12 protein-coding genes are annotated in these 17,750 nt (G+C 72.8%); 2 read left to right on the top strand and 10 right to left on the bottom strand.

Annotated features, from left to right (window positions below):
- Positions 1–171: 171 nt before the first annotated feature.
- The 5 genes from ilvC to CP969_RS26625 form a co-directional block, all read right to left on the bottom strand.
- Positions 172–1,170 carry a ketol-acid reductoisomerase gene (gene ilvC, locus CP969_RS26645; RefSeq protein WP_004983098.1) on the bottom strand — a complete coding sequence of 333 codons (999 nt, stop codon included), beginning with the start codon at positions 1,168–1,170 and terminating at the stop codon, positions 172–174.
- A gap of 119 nt (positions 1,171–1,289) precedes the next feature.
- Positions 1,290–1,814 carry an acetolactate synthase small subunit gene (gene ilvN / locus CP969_RS26640; RefSeq protein WP_004983099.1) on the bottom strand — a complete coding sequence of 175 codons (525 nt, stop codon included), beginning with the start codon at positions 1,812–1,814 and terminating at the stop codon, positions 1,290–1,292.
- Between the two features lie 38 nt (positions 1,815–1,852).
- A complete protein-coding gene (locus CP969_RS26635; protein ID WP_004983104.1) occupies positions 1,853–3,700 on the bottom strand; it encodes an acetolactate synthase large subunit in 1,848 nt (615 codons plus the stop codon).
- 231 nt (positions 3,701–3,931) lie between these two features.
- On the bottom strand, positions 3,932–6,925 hold the full coding sequence (locus CP969_RS26630) for a putative bifunctional diguanylate cyclase/phosphodiesterase (protein WP_016824535.1): 2,994 nt from the start codon (positions 6,923–6,925) through the stop codon (positions 3,932–3,934).
- Positions 6,926–7,340: 415 nt separating this feature from the next.
- Complete coding sequence (locus CP969_RS26625) at positions 7,341–8,291, bottom strand: 2-hydroxyacid dehydrogenase (protein WP_086015457.1); 951 nt, start codon at positions 8,289–8,291, stop codon at positions 7,341–7,343.
- A 76-nt stretch (positions 8,292–8,367) separates the two neighbouring features.
- On the opposite strand from CP969_RS26625, the gene CP969_RS26620 reads away from it, so the two are divergent.
- Positions 8,368–9,366 (top strand): aldo/keto reductase, encoded by a 999-nt coding sequence (locus CP969_RS26620; protein WP_016824536.1) that lies wholly within the window; start codon positions 8,368–8,370, stop codon positions 9,364–9,366.
- Between the two features lie 138 nt (positions 9,367–9,504).
- On the top strand, positions 9,505–10,665 hold the full coding sequence (locus tag CP969_RS26615; protein WP_223887108.1) for a PQQ-dependent sugar dehydrogenase: 1,161 nt from the start codon (positions 9,505–9,507) through the stop codon (positions 10,663–10,665).
- Positions 10,666–10,681: 16 nt separating this feature from the next.
- On the opposite strand, the gene CP969_RS26610 is transcribed toward CP969_RS26615, so the two are convergent.
- From CP969_RS26610 to CP969_RS26590, 5 genes are all read right to left on the bottom strand, one after another.
- On the bottom strand, positions 10,682–10,945 hold the full coding sequence (locus CP969_RS26610; RefSeq protein ID WP_016824538.1) for a DUF6191 domain-containing protein: 264 nt from the start codon (positions 10,943–10,945) through the stop codon (positions 10,682–10,684).
- A 37-nt stretch (positions 10,946–10,982) separates the two neighbouring features.
- On the bottom strand, positions 10,983–14,075 hold the full coding sequence (locus CP969_RS26605; RefSeq protein WP_016824539.1) for a helix-turn-helix transcriptional regulator: 3,093 nt from the start codon (positions 14,073–14,075) through the stop codon (positions 10,983–10,985).
- Positions 14,076–14,254: 179 nt separating this feature from the next.
- Positions 14,255–14,440, bottom strand: coding sequence for a hypothetical protein (locus CP969_RS26600; RefSeq protein WP_043494146.1), 186 nt, complete (start codon positions 14,438–14,440; stop codon positions 14,255–14,257).
- A 483-nt stretch (positions 14,441–14,923) separates the two neighbouring features.
- A complete protein-coding gene (locus tag CP969_RS26595; protein WP_016824541.1) occupies positions 14,924–15,493 on the bottom strand; it encodes a GNAT family N-acetyltransferase in 570 nt (189 codons plus the stop codon).
- Positions 15,471–17,717 carry an MMPL family transporter gene (locus CP969_RS26590; protein ID WP_026084860.1) on the bottom strand — a complete coding sequence of 749 codons (2,247 nt, stop codon included), beginning with the start codon at positions 17,715–17,717 and terminating at the stop codon, positions 15,471–15,473. The genes CP969_RS26595 and CP969_RS26590 overlap by 23 nt, the downstream gene beginning before the upstream one ends.
- Positions 17,718–17,750 lie beyond the last annotated feature (33 nt).

Genomic DNA, 17,750 nt, shown 5'->3' with positions numbered 1-17,750 from the left:
CTGACGCGTATGTAGTGCAGCAGTGTAGTGGCGCCGAGGGCGTCGTCTTACGCCGCTTCGGAAGGATCACCCGTCCGTGGCTGGACGGGATGGACAACGCCGCACGTACGACGTTACCCCGGGTTCGCCGAAGGGGCCGGAGCATGCCGCTCCGACCCCCGGCGGTGAGGCTTACGCCTCCTCGTCGACCCAGCTCATGAGCTTGCGCAGCTCCTTGCCGGTGGTCTCCAGCAGGTGCTCGGAGTCCTGCTGCTTGTACTCGTTGTACTTCTTCAGGCCGCCGTGGTACTCGTCCATCCACTGCTGCGCGAAGGAGCCGTCCTGGATCTCGGCGAGGACCTTCTTCATCTCGGCCTTGGTGGCGTCGGTGATGATGCGCGGGCCGGTGACGTAGTCGCCCCACTCGGCGGTCTCGGAGATCGACCAGCGCATCTTCTCCAGGCCGCCCTCGTACATGAGGTCCACGATCAGCTTCAGCTCGTGCAGGCACTCGAAGTAGGCGATCTCCGGCTGGTAACCGGCCTCGGTCAGGGTCTCGAAGCCCGCCTTGACCAGCGCGGCCGTACCGCCGCAGAGGACGGCCTGCTCGCCGAACAGGTCGGTCTCGGTCTCCTCGGTGAAGGTCGTCTTGATGACGCCGGCGCGGGTGCCGCCGATGCCCTTGGCGTAGGACAGGGCGAGCGCGAAGGCGTTGCCGGAGGCGTCCTGCTCGACGGCCGCGATGCAGGGGACGCCGCGGCCCTCCTCGTACTGGCGGCGCACCAGGTGGCCCGGGCCCTTCGGGGCGACCATGCAGACGTCCACGCCGGCCGGGGCCTTGATGAAGCCGAAGCGGATGTTGAAGCCGTGGCCGAAGAACAGGGCGTCGCCGTCCTTCAGGTTCGGGGCGATGTGCTCCTCGTAGACCTTGGCCTGGATCGGGTCCGGGACCAGGATCATGATGACGTCGGCCTCGGCGGCGGCCTCGGACGGGGTCACCACGCGCAGGCCCTGCTCCTCGGCCTTGGCCTTGGACTTGGAGCCCTCGTGCAGACCGACGCGCACGTCGACGCCGGAGTCGCGCAGCGACAGGGCGTGGGCGTGGCCCTGGCTGCCGTACCCGATGACCGCGACCTTGCGGCCCTGGATGATGGACAGGTCGGCGTCGGCGTCGTAGAACAGCTCGGCCACTTTGGGTTCTCTCCTTGAGTGCGGGTGTTGCGTCCCACCGTATGACGGTGAGGGGAGGGGAAGGTTCGGGATCTCGGAATACGGGCGGCCGGATGCGGGCCGGCCGCCCGTCTCCCGGCTCAGGCCGACCGGTCCAGAGCACGCAGCGATCGGTCGGTGATCGAACGGGCACCGCGTCCGATCGCGATCGTGCCGGACTGGACGAGCTCCTTGATGCCGAAGGGTTCCAGCATCCTGAGCATGGCGGACAGCTTGTCGCTGCTGCCGGTGGCCTCGATGGTGACCGCCTCCGGGGAGACGTCCACGGTCTTGGCGCGGAACAACTGGACGATCTCGACGATCTGGGAACGCGTCTCGTTGTCGGCGCGCACCTTCACCAGAACGAGTTCGCGCTGGACCGCCTGCCCGGGTTCGAGCTCGACGATCTTCAGCACGTTGACGAGCTTGTTGAGCTGCTTGGTGACCTGCTCCAGCGGGAACTCCTCCACGCTCACCACGATGGTGATGCGGGAGATGTCCGGGTGCTCGGTGACGCCGACGGCGAGCGAGTCGATGTTGAAGCCGCGGCGGGAGAACAGGGCCGCGATCCGGGCCAGGATGCCGGGGGTGTTCTCCACCAGGACGGAGAGCGTGTGCTTGGACATGGGGCTGCTTCCTTTACCTGTTCCTTTGCCTGCGGCTCTCAGTCGTCCTCGTTGTCGCCGAAGTCGGGACGGACGTCCCGGGCGGCCATGATCTCGTCGTTGGAGGTGCCGGCGGCGACCATCGGCCACACCATCGCGTCCTCGTGGACGATGAAGTCCACGACGACCGGACGGTCGTTGATGGAGTTCGCCTCCTCGATGACCTTGTCGAGGTCGGCCGGGTCCTCGCAGCGGATCGCGTGGGCGCCCATGGCCTCCGCCAGCTTCACGAAGTCGGGGACGCGGGTGCCCCTGGCCTCCGGGTTGACGTCGTCGGGGCCCGAGTGCAGCACGGTGTTGGAGTACCGCTGGTTGTAGAAGAGGGTCTGCCACTGGCGGACCATCCCGAGGGCGCCGTTGTTGATGACGGCGACCTTGATCGGGATGTTGTTCAGGGCGCAGGTGGTGAGCTCCTGGTTGGTCATCTGGAAGCAGCCGTCGCCGTCGATCGCCCAGACGGTGCGCTCGGGCGCGCCGGCCTTGGCGCCCATGGCGGCCGGGACCGCGTAGCCCATGGTTCCGGCGCCGCCGGAGTTCAGCCAGGTGGAGGGCTTGTCGTACTCGATGAAGTGCGCGGCCCACATCTGGTGCTGGCCGACACCCGCCGCGAAGATCGTGTCCTCGGGCGCGAGTCGGCCGATGCGCTCGATGACCTGCTGCGGGGAGAGCGATCCGTCCTCGGGCAGGTCGTAGCCGAGGGGGTAGGTCTCGCGCCAGCGGTTGAGGTCGTTCCACCAGGAGGTGTAGTCGCCGCGGTTGCCCTCGGCGTGCTCCTTCTGGACGGCCTGGACGAGGTCGGCGATGACCTCGCGGGCGTCACCGACGATCGGCACGTCCGCCGCCCGGTTCTTGCCGATCTCGGCCGGGTCGATGTCGGCGTGGACGACCTTGGCGTACGGGGCGAAGCTGTCCAGCTTGCCGGTGACGCGGTCGTCGAAGCGGGCGCCGAGGGCGACGATCAGGTCGGCCTTCTGCAGCGCGGTGACGGCGGTGACCGCACCGTGCATGCCCGGCATCCCCACGTGCAGCGGGTGGCTGTCGGGGAATGCGCCGAGCGCCATCAGGGTGGTGGTGACGGGCGCCCCGGTGAGTTCCGCGAGGACCTTCAGCTCGGCGGTGGCGCCGGCCTTGATGACACCGCCGCCGACGTAGAGGACGGGCCGCCTGGCGGCGGTGATCAGCTTGGCGGCCTCGCGGATCTGCTTGGCGTGCGGCTTGGTGACGGGCCGGTAGCCGGGCAGGTCCATGGTGGGCGGCCAGGAGAAGGTGGTCTTCGCCTGGAGTGCGTCCTTGGCGATGTCGACCAGCACCGGACCGGGGCGGCCGGTGGAGGCGATGTGGAACGCCTGCGCGATCACCCGCGGGATGTCCTCGGCCTTGGTGACGAGGAAGTTGTGCTTGGTGATCGGCATCGTGATGCCGACGATGTCCGCCTCCTGGAAGGCGTCCGTGCCGATCGCCCTGGAGGCGACCTGGCCGGTGATCGCGACCAGCGGCACGGAGTCCATGTGCGCGTCGGCGATCGGGGTGACCAGGTTGGTGGCGCCGGGGCCGGAGGTCGCCATGCAGACGCCCACCTTGCCGGTGGCCTGTGCGTACCCCGTGGCCGCGTGACCGGCGCCCTGCTCGTGCCGCACCAGGACGTGGCGCACCCGGGTGGAGTCCATCAGCGGGTCGTACGCGGGAAGGATCGCACCGCCGGGAATGCCGAATACCGTGTCGGCGCCGACCTCCTCGAGAGAGCGGATGAGGGACTGCGCACCCGTGACGTGCTCGACGGGGGCGGACTGTCCTCCGGATCGGGGCCGCGGCTGCGGGTGAGGGGCCCCGGTGGCCTGCTCGGTCATCGGCATTCTCTTCTCGATGCTGAGGGTTTTTTGCGAGGTTGGTGCGGGTTACGCGTGCTGCTCGGCAGGTGCCTGTGCAACAAAAAACCCCTCGTGCCATAAGGCAAGCGAGGGGAGCGCGCCGGGTGGTGGTCGCTGAGCGGTCGAGGCCCAGCGTCAGCCGACGCGCTGTCCAAGTACGAGAATTCGGGTGCGCATGGAACTGACCCTCCTCCCGGCACACCCTCACTGTCAAGTGGGTGGGACGGGAGTCTCATCATGTGAGCGGAGTGTCGTGCCACCTCCGAAGACGGCGGTCATCCCCGCGGAGTACACGCCGGCACCCCCGCCGACGAACACGCGTTCGGCCGGTCCGTGCGGCACCGGGTACCGCCAGGTGCCCAGCGCCCGGCGCAGCCGGTACTCGTCCAGCGGGCCGGAGAAGGCCATCCCCTGGCCGTGCGTACAGCCCATCGCGCGCAGGGCCACCACCTGCTCGGGCAGGTCCACTCCGTCGGCCACGGACTGCAGCCCGAGGTCGGAGGCGATGCGCAGCAGCCCACTGGTGATCTTGTGCAGCCGGGCGGACTCCACCACGCCGTCGACCAGACCGCGGTCGAGTTTCAGCACGTCGACGGGCAGCCTTCTGAGGGCCGTGATCGCCGCGCAGCCGCCGCCGAAGCCGTCGAGGGCGATCCGGACGCCGACCCGCCTGAGCGCGGCCAGGCGGCGCTCCAGCTCCTCCAGGCCGACCCGGGGGTCGGCGTCGGCCAGCTCGAGGACCAGCGAGCCGGGCGGCAGCCCGTGCCGGGTGAGCAGCCCCTCGATCGAGCCGAGCGGCAACGACCGGTCCAGCAGCCGGCGCGCACCGAGCCGGACGACCACGGGCACCGACAGACCGGTCGCGTGGCGTTCGGCGGCCTGCTCGACGGCCTCCTCCAGCACCCACCGGCCGAGCTCGGCGGTCTTCTCGCTGTCCTCGGCCACCCGCAGGAACTCCGCGGGGGTGAAGAGCGCCCCCTGGGAGGAGCGCCAGCGGGCCTGTGCGCAGACCGAGGTGATCCGGCCGTCCTCCAGGCACACCACCGGCTGGTGCAGCAGCGAGAACTCGCCGTCGTGCAGCGCCGCGCGCAGCCGGGTGGCCAGCTCCGCCCTGCGGACGACGTCCTGCTGCATCTGCGGCCGGTACAGCTCCACGCGGCCCTTCCCGGCGGCCTTGGCCCGGTACATGGCGAGGTCGGCGTTGCGCAGCAGCTCGCCCGCGCCGAGGCCGGGTTCGGCGAAGGCGACGCCGATGGAGGCGTTGACGCGGACATCGTTGCCGTCGATGAGGTAGGGCTGGGACAGGGTCGCCCTGAGGCGGTCGGCCAGTTCCAGGATGTGGCGCTCCCGGGCGTCCCGGTCGCGGACGCCGTCCCCGACGATCAGGGCCGCGAACTCGTCGCCGCCCAGCCGGGAGGCGGTGTCGCCCTTGCGGACCGCCTCCTGGAGTCTGCGGGCGGCCTGGACGAGCAGTTCGTCCCCGGCCTGGTGCCCGATCGTGTCGTTGACGCCCTTGAAGCCGTCGAGGTCGATGAAGAGCACGGCCGTGCCCTTCAGGGCGGCCCCGCGGTCGGAGGCGCGGCGGCCGGACAGCGCCTGCTGGACGCGCCGGGTGAACAGGGCGCGGTTGGGCAGGTCGGTGAGCGGGTCGTGCTCCGCGTTGTGCTGGAGCTGTGCCTGCAGCCGCACGCGTTCGGTGACGTCGCGGCTGTTGAAGATGAGGCCTCCGTGGTGCCGGTTGACGGTCGACTCGACGTTGAGCCAGCCGTCGTCGCCGGAGCGGAACCGGCACTCGATGCGCGTGGTGGGTTCGGCGACCGGGTCGGCGGCGAGGAAGCGGCGCACTTCGTGCACGACGCAGCCCAGGTCCTCCGGGTGGATGAGACCGGCCAGTTCCGTGCCCACCAGTTCCTCCGCGGACCGGCCGTACACCCCGGCGGCGGCCGGGGAGACGTAGCGGAGGATGCCGCTGGGCGCGGCGATCATGATGACGTCGCTGGAGCCCTGCACCAGGGAGCGGAAGTGGTTCTCCTTCTGCGCCAGTTCCTGGGTGAGGGTGATGTTGTCGAGCAGCATGATGGCCTGGCGCACGACGAGCGCGAGCACCACCGTGCTCCCGGTGAACAGGACGACGCGGTCGACGCTGCGGCCGTTGAGCACGTTGTAGAGGATGCCCAGGGTGCACACGGCCGCGGCGAGGTACGGCGTGAGGGCGGCGAGGGAACCGGCGATGGGGCGGGTGACCGGATACCGGTCCTGCTCACCGCCGGGCACGGGCGGCCGGTCGAGGTCCGGGCCGCCGGGCCGTCCGGGCACGTGTTCGCGGACCACGCGCGTGCGCCCCTCGTCGTCGGACCGGCCGTCGCGGGGCGCGGTCCAGGGGGCGTACGCCAGGAGCAGCGAACCGGCGAACCAGCCCGCGTCGAGCAGTTGCCCCGAGCGGTAACTGCTGTGCACCAGCGGCGAGGTGAACAGGGCGTCGCACATCACGGTCAGCGCCAGCGCGCCGATCGCGGTGTTGACCGCGGAGCGGTTCACCGCCGAACGCCGGAAGTGCAGCGCCAGCACCATGCTGACCAGGGCGATGTCGAGCAGCGGGTAGGCCAGCGACAGCGCGGTGTGCGCGACGTCCGGGCTCTCGGCCCGCGCGGCCTGGGCGAGCGCGAGGCTCCACGCCAGGGTGAGCAGGGAGCCGCCGATCAGCCAGGCGTCCAGGGCGAGACAGACCCAGCCGGCCCTGGTCACGGGCCGTTTGGCGAGCACCAGCAGGCCCACGATGGCGGGCGGCGCGAAGCACAGGAAGAACAGGTCGGCGTAGCTGGGGCTGGGCACCGGGACCCCGAGGACCACCTCGTACCACCCCCAGAGCAGGTTTCCCAGGGAGGCCATGGTCGAGGAGAGGCCGAACAGCAGCCAGGCGGGTCGGAACCGGGTGCGCGGACTGCGGGCGTAGACGAAGCAGGAGACGGCGGCGACAGCGGCCGCGGCGCTCAGCCCGAAGTCGCCCATGACGAGCGCGAGCCGCTCCGAGCCCCAGCCGAACGCGGCACCGACGGCGTAGGACCCGCAGACGAGGGCCAGGACGAGCTGCGCGAGTGGACCGGGCCGGCGATCGGCGGCCGGCGGCCGGGGCGGCAGCGCCTCCTGGACGGGCTGCGGCAGCACCGCCCCGTCGAGCGTGGACGTGGAGGGGGGCGCGCTCACCAGTACCTCCCGATCCGCGCCACGCCGGGGTCCCTGGTCCCCTGCTGCACCGGGTGGGCCTGCCTCCTGCGGTCGGCTGGCCCGCGGTGCCGGGGGACGGGACCGCGGGGGCGGTCGCCGTGCCGGAGATGATGGCCGCCGCGGTGACCGCGGCCGCGCACGGTCGCGCGCCAGGGTCGCCGTCGGCGGCTCCGCCGCGTCGGATCGCTCGTCACCAGGCCGTGCATCGCCCGTCGCCCCCCTCAGTCCATCCGCACTGTCCGTCCCCGGCGCCGTAGGTCAGCGGCGCGGCCCCTGTCGGGACGATACACCAGTATCGTCACTCAGGGACATAGGTTCTCTACGCTCCGTAACGATCACCTGTCGTACGAGTACCCACCGCGCCCGGGAAGTAGCGGGCGGTACTCGAAGCGGATCACGAGGATTCCGCTCCCGTCACCAGGATCACGTTGCCGAGCTCCTCCTGGTTCAGGAAACGGTGCAACTGGTCCACCAGCAACCGCTTGGCGCGCGGCAGGAAGGCGGAGGTGGGTCCGCCGACGTGCGGACTGATGAGGACGCCCGGCGCCCGCCACAGGGGGTGCCCGGCCGGCAGCGGTTCGGGATCCGTCACGTCGAGGGCCGCGGTGACGCGGCCGCTCTCCACCTCGGTGAGCAGGGCCTCGGTGTCGACGACGGCGCCCCGGGCCACGTTCACCAGCAGGGCGCCGTCCTTCATGCGGGCCAGGAAGTCCGCGTCCACGAGGTGGCGGGTGGAACCGGTCAGCGGGGTGGAGAGGACGACGACGTCCGCCCGGGGAAGCAGGGAGGGCAGGTCGGTGAGCGGGTGCACCGGGCCGCGCTCCGTGGTGCGCGCGGAGCGCGCGACGCGCGCCACCCGCGCGACCTCGAAGGGAACGAGCCGGTCCTCGATCGCCGCGCCGATCGAGCCGTACCCCACGATGAGCACGTTCTTGTCGGCGAGCGCCGGCCGGAACCCGCCGCGCCACTCCCCCTTGTCCTGCGCCCGCACGAAATCGGGGATGCCGCGCAGGGAGGCGAGGATCAGCGCGAGCGCGAGCTCGGCGGTGCTGGCCTCGTGCACCCCCCGCGCGTTGCACAGCCGCACCCCGGCGGGCAGGTGCTTCAGCCCCGGCTCCACGTGGTCGGTGCCGGCCGACAGGGTCTGCACGACCCGCACGGAGCGCATCAGCGGCATCGGCCGCACGCCGACACCGCCGGGCTTCATGTAGGGCACGGCGTAGAAGACGCAGTCGGCCGGGTCGGCGGGGAAGTCCTCGCCGCCGTCCCAGAAGCGGTAGTCCGGCCCTTCGGGAAGGCCCTCGATCTCGTCCGGCGGGATGGGGAGCCACACATCAGCAGTCATGGTCCGGAGGCTAGTTCAGGGGCCCGCGACCGCAGAGGTTAGGTTGGGGGGCCGGGAGAGGGAGGGTCACGACCAGGTGGAGCGCAGGACGATCGGCGCGACGGCGCTCGCGGTGGGGGCCGTCGGACTCGGTTGCATGCCGATGAGCTGGGCCTACAGCACGTCCCGGCAGCGCGGCGAGGAGTCGCTCAGGGCGGTGCACCGGGCGCTGGACCTGGGCTCGACGCTCCTCGACACCGCCGACATGTACGGCCCGTTCACCAACGAGCTGCTGCTCGGGCGGGTGTTGAGGCAGCGGCGTTCCGACGCCCTCGTGTCCACGAAGGTCGGTCTGCTGGTGGGCGACCAGCACGTCGTGGCCAACGGCCGCCCCGGATACGTGAGAAGGGCCTGCGACGCGTCACTGCGCCGGCTCCAGACCGACGTCATCGACCTCTACCAGTTGCACCGCGCCGACCCCGAGGTCCCGATCGAGGAGACCTGGGGTGCGATGGCGGACCTCGTACGGGCGGGGAAGGTGAGGGCGTTGGGGCTGTGCGCGGTCGGGGCGCGCTCGGCCCGGCGGCCGGGGGCGCGGCTGCACGACACGACGATCCGGCAGTTGGAGCGGGTGCAGCAGGTCTTCCCGGTGAGCGCGGTGGAGGCCGAGCTGTCGGTGTGGTCGCCGGAGGCGCTGGAGACGCTGCTGCCGTGGTGCGAGGCACGGGGCGTCGGCTTCCTGGCCGCGATGCCCCTGGGCAACGGCTTCCTGACCGGGACGCTCACCCCCGGCGTGGGCTTCGAACCGGACGACCTGCGGGCCCGCCACCCCCGCTTCACGGCCGAGATGATGGCCGCGAACCAGCCGATCGTGGCCGGCCTGCGCCGCGTCGCCCGCCGGCACGGCGAGCACGTCACCCCGGCCCAGGTGGCGCTGGCCTGGGTGCTGGCCCGGGGCCGCCACGTGGTCCCGGTGCCGGGCGCCAAGCGGGAGCGGTGGGTCGCGGAGAACGCGGCGGCGGCGGAGCTGCGCCTGACGGAGCGGGACCTCGCGGAGATCGCGGAACTGCCCGCGGCGCGGGGGTCGTGGGACTGAACCGCGCCCCGGCGGGCGCGGCCGGACCGGGGCGGACGGCGGCGCCGGGGCGCGGTTGGAGTGTGCGTGATCGGGAACCCGGAGGGCGCGAGCGGTGTATGACAAGGGAGAGACCCGCCGCGTCGAAGGGACACGATCGTGCAACGTCGAGCCGTGACGGCCCTGCTGGCCACCGCCGCGCTCCTGCTCACGGCAGGCTGCTCCTCCGACGACGGAGGGTCGCCGGGGAAGGACGACAGCGCCTCCCCGAGCGGTACGACGGCGCCGCCGTCGCCGGGGCGGACCGCCGGGGAGACACCCCCCGCCAAGGGCTCGGTGAAGGTGGTCCGCACGGTCGCCACGGGCCTGAGCACCCCCTGGGGCCTGGCCCCCCTGGCCGACGGCGACCTGCTGGTGTCCTCCCGGGACGAGGCGACGATCACCCGGGTCGACGGGAAGACCGGCAAGAAGACGGAGCTGGGCGAGGTGCCGGGGGTGTCACCGGCCGGCGAGGGCGGCCTCCTCGGCATCGCGCTCTCCCCCGAGTACGCCTCTGACCGCATGGTCTACGCCTACTTCACCTCGGCCTCCGACAACCGCGTCGTCCGCATGCTGTACGACGAGCGGAAGCCCGCCGGCGAGCAGTTGGGCGCACCCGACACGGTCTTCCGGGGCATCCCCAAGGGGGTGATCCACAACGGCGGCCGGATCGCCTTCGGCCCGGACCGGATGCTGTACGTGGGCACGGGGGAGAGCGGTGACACGGGGCTGTCCCAGGACAAGGACTCCCTGGGCGGCAAGATCCTGCGGCTGACCCCGGAGGGCGAGCCCGCTCCGGGCAACCCGTTCCCCGACTCCCCGGTGTACTCGTACGGCCACCGCAATGTGCAGGGTCTGGCCTGGGACCGCGAACAGCGGCTGTTCGCCTCGGAGTTCGGCCAGAACACCTGGGACGAGCTGAACGCGATCGCGCCGGGCGACAACTACGGCTGGCCCGAGGCGGAGGGCAGGTCCGACGAGAGCGGCTTCCACGACCCGGTCGACCAGTGGAGCACGGACGAGGCCTCGCCCAGCGGCATCGCCTACGCCGAGGGCTCGATCTGGATGGCGGGCCTGCGCGGCCAGCGTCTGTGGCGCATACCCCTGAAGGGCACCGAGGCATCGGCGGACCCGCAGGCCTTCCTGGAGGGCGAGTACGGCCGGCTGCGCACGGTGGCCCCGGCGGGCGGCGACAAGCTGTGGCTGGTCACCAGCAACACGGACGGCCGCGGCGACCCGAAGGACGGCGACGACCGGATCCTGGAGCTGCGGGTGAGCTGAGCCGGGCCGCGGCACCTCAGTCCCCGGCCGTCTCCTCCTCGTCCTTCTCGCTCTTCTCGCCCTTCCCGTCCTTCTTCTCGTCCGGCTCATCCGGTTCATCCGGTTCGTCCGGTTCATCCGGCTCCGACGGGCGCACGACCACCTTCCCGGAGGCGAGGTCTATCGGTCCGCGTCCGGGGTCGGCGTCGCCGACGTCCTCGCGGGTCAGTTCCAGCCGGTTCTGTTCGTCGCGGGTGTGCTTGCGTCCGGGAGCGAACAGTTCCTCGAAGGCGTTGAACATCGCTCCCCTTTCCAGGGCCGCGGGGGTGACCCGGCCATTATCCCGCCACCTGCCTGTTCCCGGCCCCGGCCGGGAACAGGCCCAGCCGGTGGGCCACCGCCGCCGCCTCGCCACGGCCGGAGACGCCCAGCTTGGCGAGGATGTGGGAGACGTGGACGCTGGCCGTCTTCGGGGAGATGAACAGTTCCTCGGCGATACGGCGGTTGGTGTGACCGGCGGCCACCAGACGCAGGACGTCGTGCTCCCGGCTGGTGAGTCCGAGGGCGTCGGCCGGACCGGCGGGAGCGACCGGCCCCCGGGCGGTCGGACTCAGGACGAGGCGGGCGCGCTGGGCCAGCAGTCCGACGGACCGGGCCAGCGGAGCGGCACCGAGGTGATCGGCGACGGCCTTGGACAGCCGGAGCAGTTCCGTGGCGCGGGCGCGCTCGTCGTCGCCCGCGCCGGAGGCGAGCAGCGCCTCGGCGAGCCGGAACCGGACGCGTGCCAGGTCGTAGGGCCGCCCGAGTGGTTCCACGGCGGCGAGGGCGGTGCTCCACTCCCCCGGCGCGGGCACGCCCTCCGCCCGCAGCAGCTCGGCCCGCAGCCAGAGGTCGTACGCCTGCCACACGGGGGCACCGGTCGTCAGGGCCCTGGCCTCCTTGCGGAGGCGTTCGAGGATCCGCGGGCGGTCGGGTTCGGTGGCCGGGTCGCCGTGGGCGTCGGCCTCGGCGGTCGCGGCGGCGAGCAGCAGGGGCCAGCCGTAGCGCTGGGTGCCGGGCGGAAGGCCGGCGTCGAGGGCGGTGAGCAGTTCGGCCCGGGCGTCGGGCAGGCGGCCCTCGGCGGCGGCGCTGCGGAGGGCGACGCAGACCATCGGAAGGGCGTACTGCGGCATCGGGTCGTGCGTGCCGAAGAAGGTCCGGGCCTCGGCGAGGCGGCGGGCCGCCTCGGCCAGGTCCCCCCGGTCGTGGGCGAGGTGCGCCAGGCGCACCGATCCCCCGACGCGCGGCTTGGCGCTCTGCTCCAGACGCTGCGCGTTGGCCGCCGCCTCGGCCGCCTCGTCCCAGCGGCCGAGGGAGTGGAGGGATTCGGCGAGGTTGCCCCACACCCAGCCCTCGAAGTCCAGCAGGCCGAGCCTGCGGGTGATCCGGATGCCCTCCTGGAGGAGTTCGGCCGCCTCCTGGGAGCGGCCGACGCCTTCGAGGACGGAGGGGAGGTTCACATGGCTGCGGCCCACCACCATGTCCACGCCGAGTTCCATCCCCCGGTCCTTGACCCGGTACATCTCGGCGAAGCCGGCCTCGAGGTCACCGGCGTCCACCATGAGTCCGCCGAGGGTGAGGCGTGCGTGGAGCTCGATGTCGTGGGCGCCGACCATGCGCGCGTACTCGACGGCGCGTTCGGCGGCGGCCATGGCCTCCGGGCCCGGTCGGTGCAGCATCGACCAGGCGGCGGCGGAGGCGAGCACCGCGGCGTGCACCTCCGAGGGCGGCAGGCCGCGCACCAGGTCCTGCGCGGTGGCGAGTTCCGCCCAGCCGTCGCCGCGGGCGAGGGACTGGGTCAGCCGCGAGCGCTGCTCCCAGAACCAGGCGGCGCGCAGGGGGTCGGGGTCCTCCTCCAGGAGGCACAGCGCCCGCTTGGTGATCTTCATGGCGCGTTCGCGCTCCCCGCAGAGCCGGCCGGCGACGGCGGCCTCGGCCATCAGGTCGAGATAGCGCAGCGGGGCCGTCCCGGGATCGCGGCCGCCGGGGGTGCCCCCGTGTCCTTCGGGCAGCGGGGGCGGAGGGTAGGCCTTGGTGTAGTCGGCGGGGCGCAGCGCGGTGCGGATGTCGTCGGGGACGGCGTCCCACAGTTCCATCGCGCGTTCCAGCAGTCGCAGCTGCTCGGCGTAGGCGTGGCGCCGGCGGGCTGCGACGGAGGCGTCGAGCACGGCGGGGAGGGCCTTGGCGGCGTCGTGGGCGTGGTACCAGTAACTGGCCAGCCGCGTCACGCGCTCGTCGGCGGGGACGAGGACCGGGTCGGCCTCCAGTGCCTCGGCGTAGCGCCGGTTGATGCGGGAGCGTTCGCCGGGCAGCAGGTCGTCGCCGACGGCCTCGCGGACCAGGGAGTGGCGGAAGCGGTAGCCGTCGCGATCGGGCGCGGGGCTGAGGATGCCGGCGTTCACACCGGCGCGCAGGGCCTCGATGAGGTCGTCCTCGGCGAGCCGGGCGACGGCGGCGAGCAGCCGGTGCTCCACGGTGGAGCCGCCCTCGGCGACGAGCCGGGCGACCTGCTGGGCGCTCTCCGGCAACTGTTCGACCCGGACCAGGAGCAGGTCGCGCAGCGAGTCGGTGAGGCCGGTGCGGCACCCCTCGTGGGCCGCGACGGAGAGTTCCTCGACGAAGAAGGCGTTGCCGTCGGAGCGCTCGAAGATCCGGTCGACGTGGTCGGGGTCGGGTTCCCGGTCGAGGATGCCGGCGATCTGCCGGCCGACCTCCTCGCGGTTGAAGCGGCCGAGTTCGATGCGCCGGACGGTGCGCAGCCGGTCGAGTTCGGCGAGGAGCGGGCGCAGGGGGTGACGGCGGTGGATGTCGTCGGAGCGGTAGGTGGCGAGGACGACGAGGCGGCCGGTGCGCAGGGTGCGGAAGAGGTAGGCGAGCAGGTGGCGGGTGGAGGCGTCGGCCCAGTGCAGGTCCTCCAGGGCGAGGACGACGGTGTGCTCGGTGGCGACGCGTTCCAGCAGGCGGGCGGTGAGCTCGAAGAGGCGGGCCATGTCCTGTTCGTCCCGGCGGGCCTCGCGGGCGGCCGTGGTGCCGAGTTCGGGCAGCAGGCGGGCGAGTTCCTCCTCCTGTCCGGCGGCAGCGGCGGCGAGCTGGGCGGGCAGTGCGCGGCGCAGTTGGCGCAGGGCGGTGGAGAAGGGGGCGAAGGGCAGTCCGTCGGCGCCGATCTCGACACAGCCGCCGAGCGCGACGACCGCGCCGCGGCGGCGGGCCGCCGCGGCGAACTCCTCGAGGAGGCGGGTCTTGCCGACGCCGGCCTCACCGCCGATCAGCAGCGCCTGCGGCTCGCCCGGGTCCTCGGCGGCCCGGGCGAGCGCGTCGTTCAGGGTGCCGAACTCCGTGGTGCGACCGACGAACACGGGACTGACGGACCTGGTTTCCACGGCCCCGAGCATCGCATGCGGCTCCGCCGGCCGGGCACCGGTTTTCCGTCCGGCACCGGTTTTCCGTCCGGCACCCGTTCCCGCGGGGACCGGCGTCGGCGGGCGGTGTGCGCGTCCGACGGGCGCGGGGGCGCCGGCCTCCGGGGGACGGCGGCCGGGCCCGGTGCGGCCGCCGCCCCCCGCGTCCGGGCTCACGCGGCTCGGAGGAACCGGTCGCGGCGGTGGCGGCGGGGAGGGCTCTCGGGCCCGGTGTCCCGCGCGGCGGCCTCGCGGCGGGCGGCGCGGCGGAGGCGGACGGCCTCACGGGCCTGCCGCTCCTGCTCGGCCCGGTGGACGAGGTCGTCGTGGCGGAACTGCCGGAGCTGGTGCGCGAACATGGCGGTACCCCTTGGGGGAGTCGGTGTCGGACGTCGCTTTCCGCGACGTCTCCACCTTCGTCCGCCGGGCGGCCCGGTCGCATCGGAAGAGTTCCGCATCTTCGGCGGCCCCGAGGGCCTTAGACGTGCGAGGAGGGCCCGGGGCGGTGCCGTAAGCACCTCACCGGATGCCCTAGGGGGTGTCGTTTGGATCAGGCCGGCTCCGGTGAGCGGTGCCTTGCAGCCGAGTCGAGCGGGGTCCGGTGCGTGCAGCTGCAAGGCGGAGGAGGGAGTCGACGCGGTGGGGGCGCCCCCTGCTCGAGCTCGTCGAGAGCTCGGGGGAGTCGGCGAGGGACGACAACGCGGCTGGGGGTCCCCCCTGCTCGAGCGAAGCCGAGAGCTCGGGGGAGTGCGTGCCGGACCCCGCGCCCCGCGGCAAGATCCAAACGACAGCCCCTAAGGCCCTCGGGGACGCGTCGGTCCGGCTCGTGGCGGGCGTCCCGGTCACCGACCGTCGGCAGCGGCCCGCGCCGCACGCCATTCGGGGGCCAGGACGGACCACACCTCCAGGTCGTGCCGTACACCGTGGTGGAGGTGCGCCTCCCGCCGCACCCCGTCCCGGGTCATGCCGAGCCGGCGGGCGACGGCGGTGCTCGGCAGGTTGCCGGCGGCGGCGACCCACTCGACCCGGTGGATGCCGCGCTGCTCGACCGCCCAGTCGACGAGCACCCGCATGGCGCGCGTGACGAGCCCGCGGCCGGTGGCGGCGGGCTCCAGCCAGCAGCCGACCTCGCAGGTGCCGTTCGCCGCGTCGAAGTTCAGGGTGAGCACCCCGCCCACCAGCGTGCCGTCCAGCCACAGTCCGTGCAGCGAGGCCGTGTCGGCCGCGCGCCCGTCGGCGTACCGCTGGAGCACCTCCCGGGCCCCGGCCACGTCCGTGGCCCGGGAGCCGAAGGGGACGTACCGGTTGATGAACTCCCGGCCGCGGTCCAGGTGGGCGAGGAACTCCTCGGCGTGCCAGGGCTCCAGGGGACGCAGTTCGGCTCCGTCGTCACCCAGTCGTATCGCGTACATCCCGCTGCCGTTCCTCCGTGGTGAGCACGTCCGCCATCTCGGCGTCCGTGGCGGCGGCCAGCCTCTCATGGGCGACGCGGCTCTCGGGCGGCTCGATGCTGATCCGCGGCAGGATCCGGTCCAGCGAGCGCGGCAGCCACCAGTTGGCGCCGCCGAGCAGGTGCATCAGGGCGGGGACGAGCAGGGTGCGCAGCACGAAGGCGTCGAGGGCGACGGCCACGGCCAGCGCGATGCCGAACATGGCGATCACACGGTCGCCGCTGAGGACGAAGGCCAGGAAGACCGAGATCATGATCACGGCCGCGGAGTTGATCACCCGGCCGGTCTCCGCGAGGCCGACGCGGACGGCGCGCCGGTTGTCGCCGGTCTCCAGCCACTCCTCGTACATCCGGCTCACCAGGAAGACCTGGTAGTCCATGGAGAGCCCGAAGAGGACCGAGACCATGATCACCGGCAGGAAGGGCTCTATGGGGCCCGCCCGGCCGAGACCGAGCAGTTCGCTGCCCCAGCCCCACTGGAAGATCGCCACGACGACACCGAAGGCGGCGGCGACGGCGGCCACGTTCATCACGGCGGCCTTCAGCGGGATGCCGACGGACCGGAAGGCGAGCAGGAGCAGCAGGCAGCCCAGGCCGATCACGACGCCGACGAAGAGGGGCAGCTTGGCGACGATGACGTCGGCGAAGTCGTCGTAGCCGGCCGTCACACCGCCGACCTGCACGTCGAGCGAGGTGCCCGCCTCGGCCCGGGGCAGCACGTCGTCGCGCAGCCGGTCGACCAGGTCGCTGGTCTGCCGGGACTGCGGGGAGGACTCCGGCACGACGGTGAGGTACGCGGTGTCGCCGCCCGCGCCGTAGGTCACCGGGGAGGCCGACGCGACGCCCTCGGTCTCGCGCAGGGCGGCGCCGAGGTTGTCCAGCGCGAGCCGGTCCTGGGCGCCGTCGACCTCGGTGACGAGGGTGAGAGGGCCGTTCGCACCGGGGCCGAAGCCCTCGGCGATGAGGTCGTAGGCCTGGCGGGTGGTGGAGGTCTTCGGGTCGTTGCCCTGGTCGGAGGTGCCCAGGTGGAGGGAGAGGGTGGGCAGCGCGAGCACGGCCATGACGACCACCGCGATCGCGCCGAGCAGCTTGGGGTGGCGCTCCACGAACGCCGACCAGCGGGCGGCGAACCCGGTCGGGACCTCCGGCTCGGGCCCGTACTCGGCCAGCCGGCGCCGCTCGCGGCGGCTGAGCGCGCGCATGCCGATGAACGACAGCAGGGCGGGCAGCAGGGTCACCGAGGCGGCGACGGTCAGCACCACGGTGAGCGAGGCGGCGACGGCGACGCCGTTGAGGAAGTTCAGCCGGAGGATCAGCATGCCCAGCAGGGCGATGCACACGGTGGCACCCGCGAACACGACCGCGCGTCCGGTGGTGGCGACGGCGTCGCCGGCGGCCTCGGTGACGGTGAGGCCGCGCTTTAGTCCGCGCCGGTGCCGGGTGACGATGAACAGCGCGTAGTCGATGCCGACGCCGAGCCCGATCAGCATGCCGAGCATGGGCGCGAAGTCGGCGACGGTCATGACGTGCCCGAGCAGCCCGATCCCGGCGTAGGCGGTGCCGACGCCGACCAGGGCGGTGGCGATGGGCAGCAGCGAGGCGGCGAGCGAGCCGAAGGCGAGGAAGAGGACGACGGCGGCGACCAGCACGCCGACGGCCTCGGCGAGGTGCCCGCCGGAGGATCCGGTGGCCTCGACGGCGCTGCCGCCTAGCTCGACGCGGAGCCCGTCGGCCTCGGCGGCCTCGGCCGTCTCCACCACGGCGGCGGCCTCGCCCGCGTCGATGTCCTTGGCCTGGTCCTCGAAGGCGACCGTGGCGTACGCGGTGCGGCCGTCCTCGCTGACCTGGCCCGCGCCCGCCTCGTCGTACGGGCCGATCACGGCGGCGACGCCGGGCAGGCCCTCGATCCGGTCCAGGGTGCGGCTCATGGTCCGCTCGACGCCGGCGTCCCGGACGGTGCCGGACGAGGTGTGCCAGACCACGGTGTCGCTGTCGCCGCCGAGTCCCGGGAAGCCCTCCCGCAGCAGCTCGGTGGCGCGCCCGGACTCGGTCCCGGGGACCTCGTAGTCGTTCGAGTAGGCGGAGCCCGCGGCGACGGCGCCCGCGGCGGTCCCGATCAGGGCGAGGAGCCACAACAGAACGGTGATCAGACGGCGTTGGACACACCAGCGTGCTAGGGCTGCCACGAACGTGCTCCCGGAGTGACGGCGTGTGGATCT

The organism is Streptomyces viridosporus T7A (genome assembly GCF_008704515.1).
Taxonomy (GTDB): Bacteria; Actinomycetota; Actinomycetes; order Streptomycetales; family Streptomycetaceae; genus Streptomyces; species Streptomyces viridosporus.
This window is presented reverse-complemented; position numbering and strand designations above follow the sequence as displayed.

What these genes read in the sequence shown, in the direction of transcription:
- CP969_RS26605 (WP_016824539.1), bottom strand. Translation starts at nt 14,075, where the DNA reads ATGCTCGGGGCCGTGGAAACCAGGTCCGTCAGTCCCGTGTTCGTCGGT.
- ilvN (WP_004983099.1), bottom strand. Translation starts at nt 1,814, where the DNA reads ATGTCCAAGCACACGCTCTCCGTCCTGGTGGAGAACACCCCCGGCATC.
- CP969_RS26600 (WP_043494146.1), bottom strand. Translation starts at nt 14,440, where the DNA reads ATGTTCGCGCACCAGCTCCGGCAGTTCCGCCACGACGACCTCGTCCAC.
- CP969_RS26610 (WP_016824538.1), bottom strand. Translation starts at nt 10,945, where the DNA reads ATGTTCAACGCCTTCGAGGAACTGTTCGCTCCCGGACGCAAGCACACC.
- CP969_RS26625 (WP_086015457.1), bottom strand. Translation starts at nt 8,291, where the DNA reads ATGACTGCTGATGTGTGGCTCCCCATCCCGCCGGACGAGATCGAGGGC.
- CP969_RS26635 (WP_004983104.1), bottom strand. Translation starts at nt 3,700, where the DNA reads ATGACCGAGCAGGCCACCGGGGCCCCTCACCCGCAGCCGCGGCCCCGA.
- CP969_RS26595 (WP_016824541.1), bottom strand. Translation starts at nt 15,493, where the DNA reads ATGTACGCGATACGACTGGGTGACGACGGAGCCGAACTGCGTCCCCTG.